Consider the following 6,401-nt stretch of genomic DNA (forward strand, 5'->3'; position numbering starts at 1 on the left):
TTATACGGCGACATTAGTCGCATTGGGAGCCGAGATCAGCATGGAATTCGACGTAACGATCGAAATCCCCAAGGGGGAGCGAAACAAGTACGAGGTGGACCACGAGACGGGGCGCATCCGTCTCGACCGCATGTTGTTCACCTCCACCACCTACCCCGCGGACTACGGTTTCGTCGAGGGGACACTCGGCGAGGACGGTGACCCCTTGGACGCTCTTGTCCTGCTCAAGGCCCCGACCTTCCCGGGCTGCCTGATCAGGGCCCGCGCCATCGGCATGTTCCGGATGCGCGACGAGGCCGGCGGTGACGACAAGCTGCTCTGCGTTCCGGCGACGGACCCGCGCCAGGAGCACCTTCGTGACATTCACCACGTCAACGAGTTCGAGCGCCTGGAGATCGAGCACTTCTTCACGGTCTACAAGGACCTGGAGCCCGGCAAGTCCGTCGAGGGGGCCAGCTGGGTGGGCCGCCACGAGGCGGAACAGGAGATCGTGGCCTCGGTGAAGCGTGCGGAGGAGGCGGGGATGCACGGCGACAGCTCGCACATCTCCGACACCGAGGGCAACAAGTAGGCGTCTGCCACGCGACTCGGCTGCCTTGACGGAAGGGCCGGTAGGGACGACCCCACCGGCCCTTCCGTCGTCGAGGGCACACCGGTGCCGTCGGGCCCCGGGGACCCCCTGTATCCAGGAAACCCCGGTTCGGCCCGTCCCGGTAGGGGTTGTGGACAACGCGCGGGGCGCGGGGCCGCCGGACCCGCGTTCGCCGGGGAGGGTGCGGCGCGCAGCTGGGGCGGGGCCACCGAGGAGGAACGCCGTCAGCGTCTGCTCTGCGGGATCGCCTCGCCGGGCGCGGACGCGGGGGCGTGGTCCCTGGCGAGCACGAATCCGGCGAGCGCGACCAACAGCAAGGCGCACACGACCACCAGTGCGGCGGGGATCAGGGGCACCATCCCGCGCAGGCGGAGCGGCCCCTCGGGCTGTACCGGGAACCCGTCCCGGTCGAAGTGGTCGGCGCGCGCGGCCACGTGCGCCCGGTACCCGTCGAGCTCGGGCCCGCTCATCCCGTTGAGCACCCGGACCGGCACCAGCGCGGTGTTCTCGGGCATGGACATCCCGTCCCCGCCCTGCGCGAAGGCCCGCAGGTCGGCCGCGAGGCGCCGCGCGCACTCCGCTTCCGCCATGGCGTGCAGCCACTCCCCCAGGTGCTCGGCGTCCGCCAGCCTGCCGATGTGCGCGCGGGCGGCGATCAGCGTGTCCCTGAGCACCACGTGCGCCGCGTCGCGGTCGCGCAGGACCAGGATGCAGCGCCGGTAGAGCTCTTCCCCGTAGGCGTCGAGAAGCCTCGCGTAGGCGTCGGACGACGGTATGCGACTGGAGCGCAGGGCGTGGAGGAGATCCTGGTCCGTCATAGACCAAGAATGTACGCGGCATGGGAGACGGTGCCTCCCCCTTTGTCGAAAGACGTGCCGTTACCGCCCCCCGCCCGTCGAACCGAAGGGACCGGGACGCGGACTCCCCTCAGGCCCCGTCCCGGGGACGCCGTGGTCCGGGGGGCCGGGGGGTTCCGAGGAGGGCCTGGGACGGCCTCCGGTTCCGTACGCGCAACCACAGCAGCACGAAGGTGAGCACGGTCAGCGCGGCGACCAGGACGGCCGCGCCCGGCCCGAGGAAGCCGAGCGCCATCACCGCGGCGGCCGCGACGACGAGCGCGCGTACGAGCACACGCGCCCACAGCCCCGGTGTCTCGGGGCTCAACTGTGCCTTCTCGGGGCGGATGCCATAACGGCCGCTCCTGTCACTACGGCTGGGGGGTGGTGCCCGTTCCGGCGGTGTTCGCACGCCGTGTTCGGGCTCCACATGTCATCACCGCGCGGCCCGGCCCGCAACACCCCCGGACCCCCGGGGTGAGGTGGCCGACACGCGCGATTCCCGAAGATGGCTTGACTCCTCCCGGACTTTGCTGGTGTCCTTACACCTATGTATCCGCGCACCCGCACCGACGCCACGGCTCGCACGGCCCCCGGGGCCTCCTGCCACCTGGCCTGTGCGGCGTGTCCGTGTTGTCGTCGCTGAGCCGGTTCTGAGGCGTCTCCGTACGCCGCCGCTCGAGCGCGTGCCCCTCCGTGCCGCCCACCTCACCGCGTGGTCCGGACACGGGGCGCATCCCACAGGGTGATGTACGTCTCCACGCACGTGCGCGGGGACCCCGCACCCGCTGCCCGGCCCGCCGGGACCCACTGACGACATCCGCGCGTTCCCGCATATCCGGGCGCGCACACGTGAAAGATCTTCTCACGATGCCCCAGCGCACTCTCGCCCCGACCACCGTTCTCCCCTCGTCCGACACCCCGGTCTCCGCCGTGGCGGCCCCCGCCGCCCGGCGCCCCTCCGAATCCCGGACCGTGGCCACCGGCCCGGTCTCCCTGGAGGGCATCGGCGACGTGGTGGACGCCGGACGCCCTTCCGGCTACGCCCACCTGGGCGAACGCCGCCTGCCCACCCTGGGCCGCCTGGTGTCGGCCGCCCGGGGCGCCGCGACCTCACTGCGCCGGCCCGCCCTGTGGCCGACCCGTCGGGGCCACTGGCAGCCCGCGCCCCACGCCGCCCGCCGACACGCGAGCGGCCGGTTGCGGGTGACCACGGTGGCGCTCGAACCCAACAGCTTCGTGGCGGGCCCGGCCGAGCGCTCCGACGTGCCACACGGCATGGAGGTCCTCTACCTGGTCAGCGGCCGCGCCCATCTGATCGCGTCGGCACCCGACGGGCAGATGCGCTCCGCGTCGGAGCTGTCCGAGGGCCGGGCCCGTGTGGTCGGAGCGCCCGGAGGGCGGCCCGGGCACCACTTCCTGGTGAACACCGGTGACGAGGTGGCCGTCGTGGTCCGGGTGACCGCCTGAGCGGGTGCACGTGGCACCCGTCAGCGCCACGGCCTCCGGGCCGGGTCGGCCGTTCCCGGGCCGTGTGGGCGTGGGCGCCGCGCCCTCGCGCGGCCCCGTGCGGGACCGCTCACTCACCCGCGCCCCGCTCGCCGGTGCCCGCACGGAGCGCGGTGTCGACCGCCTCGACCGCACGGAGGACCCCGGCCATGCGCTGGCCCTCCGCGAGGTAGGCGCTCATCACCTGGTCGAGCGCGTGCGGGGGCAGATGGTCGCGCAGGTCGACCCGTGCGGTCCGGTACCCCTCCCGGGCGGCCTCCAGTGCCGCGGAGACGTACTGGCGGGCCAGCCGGGAGAGGGCGACGGGGTGACGACGCAGGACACCGTGCAGCCGGTAGTCGGGGGGCACGTGGTCGAACAGCCACACGAGGGCGGTCTGCTCGAAGGAGTCCGACCCGGGCGGGTGAACACTCGCGGGCCAGTCCGGCGTCAGCGGCTGATCGGGCATGCCACTCAGCATACCCTTTTTTCGAAAATATGTTCGATTAAGTGGTGGGTCAGTCGGCGGCCTCGGACGTCTCGCTCGTCTCCTCCCCGGCGGCCTCCTGTCTCTCCAACTCGACCCTGATGGCCTGCTCCGCCGCGTCGACGGCGGCTCTCGCGGTGATCGCGTTCGTGTGTGCGCGGTCCAGCTCCTCCAACAGAATGCAGTCGAAGGAAACCCTGGCGTCGTGGATCGCTGCTTCCAGCTGGCGTGATGCCTCTTCCAAACTCATGCCCTTCCCCTCCCCAGAAGAAGGCCTTCGCACACACGCGTCCCATCAGCAACGCCCCCACCACCCCCGCTCCGACTGTCGCAGAGCCGCTCTACGATGGGTCGTCGTCGCTGCTCACGGCAGTGCCGACCATCCGGCCGAGAGGAACACATGCGCAACCGCTACCCCGGGAGATGCACCACCTGCCAGGTCACCGTCGGTACCGGCGAGGGCGTCGTCGTCAAGGGGGACGGCCGCTGGCGCACCTACTGCGCCGAGCACGAACCGCACCCGGTACCGCCCTCCCGCGGCGACCACACCGGCTGGCACACCACCCCTCTGCTGGGTTTCGACTCCGAGACCTCCTCGCGCGACCCCGACACGGCCTTCCTGGTCTCGGCCGCGCTCGTGGACCGCGAGGGCGGGACGCGTACCTGGTTGGTGAACCCCGGCGAGCGGGAGATCCCGGCGGGCGCCGTGGCGGTCCACGGCATCACCACGGAGCGGGCACGTGCCGAGGGGCGCCCGGCCGCGGAGTGCCTGGAGGAGATCGCCCAGGCCCTGGCCGGGCAGCTCGCCGCCGGCCAGGGACTGGTGGTCTTCAACGCCCCGTACGACCTCCGGGTCCTCTCGTGCGAACTCCGGCGGCACGGCCTGACTCCCCTGGAGGAGCGTCTGGGCGGCCCTCCGGCACCCCTGGTGGACCCGTTGGTGATCGACCGCGGAGTGGAGCCCTACCGCAAGGGCAAACGCAACCTGGGCGCCACGTGCGAGTACTACGGGGTACAGCTGACCGACGCGCACACGGCCTCGGGTGACGCCTCGGCCGCCCTCGCCCTGGCCGAGGAGATCGGCGCCCGCCACCCGGCGCTCGCCTCGGCGGACCTCACGGAGCTGCACCAGCGCCAGGTCGACTGGGCCCTCACCTACGCCCGCAACCGCCAGGCGTGGATGGACCGCAACAAGCCCGACCACGGGACCGTGGTCGACGGCACCTGGCCCTGAGAGAGGCTCCCCCGTCCTGTGAGGTGCGGAACCTCGCCGAACGGGTACGCCCCCTGACAGAACGCACATCTTCGGAGGGCGACATGGTCTATCTCATCCTGGTACTGCTGGTGATCTGGCTGGTTCTCGCCATCCTCGGCGCGGTGGTCGAGGGACTGGTCTGGCTCGCCGTCATCGGCGCGATCCTGTTCGTCGCCACCGCCGTCTGGGGGTGGATCCAGAACCGGAAGCGCAGCTGACGACCATGGCCCGCGAACCCGTGGCCGCCGTCGGGAGCACCGTCCTGGGAACCGGGTCGACCGGTTCCCAGGACGGCTCCGATCCGACCACCCGGCACATGCGGGTCCCGCCCAGAGGCCTCTGTGCAGAAGAGACGAAGAGGCTGGGCCCGCCGTCCTCACCGTGGGCCCTCCCACGGGTACAGAGACACACCGAGCCCGGAGGCCAACAGGATCACCGCCTCGCACGCGTGGATGAACTCCGGGCCGGACTCGTCCCGAGGTCTCGGGCTGACAACCGTGCGAGGCGCCGGGCCGCACGGACTGCTTGGTCATCCCCATGGCAGCACCGATACGCGCCCAGGAGACCCCGACGGCGTGCGCCGGACTACCGCACGGCTTCGGCACAGTGGTCTGACAAGCCACCTCCCGCCCCTATCCCACCCAGAAGAGGGGAGGATGGGACCCGACCCGTTGAGGAGCTTCCATGTCCGACCGTGACCCGGTTACCGAACTCGGCCCCTTCAGCGAATCCAGCGCCCACGCGACCCCCTGGCCGACCGCCCTGCGTGAGCTCCAGCAGGCCCCACTGTTCTGGCTGTCCACCGTCCGCCCCGACGGCCGACCCCACGTGACACCGCTGCTAGCCGTCTGGACCAGCGGTGCCCTGTACTTCGCCACCGGCGACCAAGAACGCAAGACCCACAACCTGAACAGCAACCACCACTGCGTCATGACAACCGGCACGAACGTCCTGGACGGTCTGGACATCACCATCGAGGGACGTGCCGAGGTGGTGCACGACCCGGCAGAACGCAGCACCACCGCCGACGCCTACGAGGCCAAGTACGGCGACCTGCTGACGAGCCCGGACGGCACCTGGCACGGCCTCGGTGACACCATCCGCTCGGGCAAGGTCCTGCTGTACCGCATCGACCCCAAGGTCGGATTCGCCTTCGGAAAGGGCGAGTCGTACAGCCAGACCCGCTACCGCTTCCAGCACTGACCGTTGGACTCCACAGCCGCGTGACAGACGGCCCAGCACCGGTCACCATCACAGGGTGAGGATGCCTGACGGATCACGTAGGCGCCCGCGAACCAGGGGTGCCGTCAACAAACGTGGCACCAGCCGCAAACGACGGTGGCGCTCCCTCGAACGGGTTCGGCCCGGGTCGGCGCCGATCCTGTCGCCGGGTGCCGTGCGCAGGCCATCGTGTCCGGGCACCCGCTGAACCTGCCTCGCGCGCGTGCTACGGGGCCCGCTTCTCCCAGAGCTACGGCGGGGGGCAAAGTAACCCGTGAATAGCTTCAGATGCCGGGGGGTGCAGTTTAGGTAGAACCGGACCCTGCTCGATGCTCCTCACCCCCAGCCGCGAGGAGGGTGTTCGCTGGGGAGGCCGATCGCTACCCATCGCGGCGTGAGGGCACCCGGGCGAACGCTGTCGGCCACGGCACTAGTGTCCTGAGTCGTTAATTCGTCGGCAGTACGCTGCGAGGGATTCGAGGATCTCCTCGGCCGTCTTGTGCCATACGAACGGCCGGGGAT

The 6,401-nt window shown here is 70.9% G+C and carries 9 protein-coding genes; 5 read left to right on the top strand and 4 right to left on the bottom strand.

All coding sequences use genetic code 11. The features are described from left to right. Positions 1–40: 40 nt before the first annotated feature. Complete coding sequence (locus tag ACFWTE_RS21930) at positions 41–571, top strand: inorganic diphosphatase (RefSeq protein ID WP_378781553.1); 531 nt, start codon at positions 41–43, stop codon at positions 569–571. A gap of 245 nt (positions 572–816) precedes the next feature. Here the strand turns inward: ACFWTE_RS21930 and ACFWTE_RS21935 are convergent, their stop codons facing one another. Both ACFWTE_RS21935 and ACFWTE_RS21940 read right to left on the bottom strand, forming a co-directional pair. Beyond that, complete coding sequence (locus ACFWTE_RS21935; RefSeq protein ID WP_378781554.1) at positions 817–1,410, bottom strand: RNA polymerase sigma factor; 594 nt, start codon at positions 1,408–1,410, stop codon at positions 817–819. Positions 1,411–1,519: 109 nt separating this feature from the next. Continuing rightward, positions 1,520–1,756: a hypothetical protein gene (locus tag ACFWTE_RS21940; protein ID WP_378781555.1), complete on the bottom strand. Its 237-nt coding sequence runs from the start codon at positions 1,754–1,756 to the stop codon at positions 1,520–1,522. Positions 1,757–2,298: 542 nt separating this feature from the next. Between ACFWTE_RS21940 and ACFWTE_RS21945 the strand changes: the two genes are divergently transcribed. Further along, positions 2,299–2,898: a hypothetical protein gene (locus ACFWTE_RS21945; RefSeq protein ID WP_378781556.1), complete on the top strand. Its 600-nt coding sequence runs from the start codon at positions 2,299–2,301 to the stop codon at positions 2,896–2,898. 109 nt (positions 2,899–3,007) lie between these two features. On the opposite strand, the gene ACFWTE_RS21950 is transcribed toward ACFWTE_RS21945, so the two are convergent. Both ACFWTE_RS21950 and ACFWTE_RS21955 read right to left on the bottom strand, forming a co-directional pair. Beyond that, entirely contained in the window at positions 3,008–3,397 is a 390-nt protein-coding gene (locus ACFWTE_RS21950) for a hypothetical protein (RefSeq protein ID WP_378781557.1), read from the bottom strand. A 37-nt stretch (positions 3,398–3,434) separates the two neighbouring features. Next, a complete protein-coding gene (locus ACFWTE_RS21955; RefSeq protein WP_378781558.1) occupies positions 3,435–3,653 on the bottom strand; it encodes a hypothetical protein in 219 nt (72 codons plus the stop codon). A gap of 150 nt (positions 3,654–3,803) precedes the next feature. Here ACFWTE_RS21955 and ACFWTE_RS21960 point away from each other — a divergent pair, with 150 nt between their 5' ends. From ACFWTE_RS21960 to ACFWTE_RS21970, 3 genes are all read left to right on the top strand, one after another. Beyond that, positions 3,804–4,637 (top strand): exonuclease domain-containing protein, encoded by an 834-nt coding sequence (locus tag ACFWTE_RS21960; RefSeq protein WP_378781559.1) that lies wholly within the window; start codon positions 3,804–3,806, stop codon positions 4,635–4,637. Positions 4,638–4,720: 83 nt separating this feature from the next. Continuing rightward, the gene (locus ACFWTE_RS21965) at positions 4,721–4,876 is read left to right on the top strand and encodes a hypothetical protein (protein WP_378781560.1); all 156 of its coding nucleotides are present in this window, start codon (positions 4,721–4,723) and stop codon (positions 4,874–4,876) included. 466 nt (positions 4,877–5,342) lie between these two features. Beyond that, a complete protein-coding gene (locus tag ACFWTE_RS21970; RefSeq protein ID WP_378781561.1) occupies positions 5,343–5,861 on the top strand; it encodes a pyridoxamine 5'-phosphate oxidase family protein in 519 nt (172 codons plus the stop codon). The last annotated feature ends 540 nt before the right edge of the window (positions 5,862–6,401 follow it).

The organism is Nocardiopsis sp. NPDC058631, assembly GCF_042716955.1.
Taxonomy (GTDB): Bacteria; Actinomycetota; Actinomycetes; order Streptosporangiales; family Streptosporangiaceae; genus Nocardiopsis.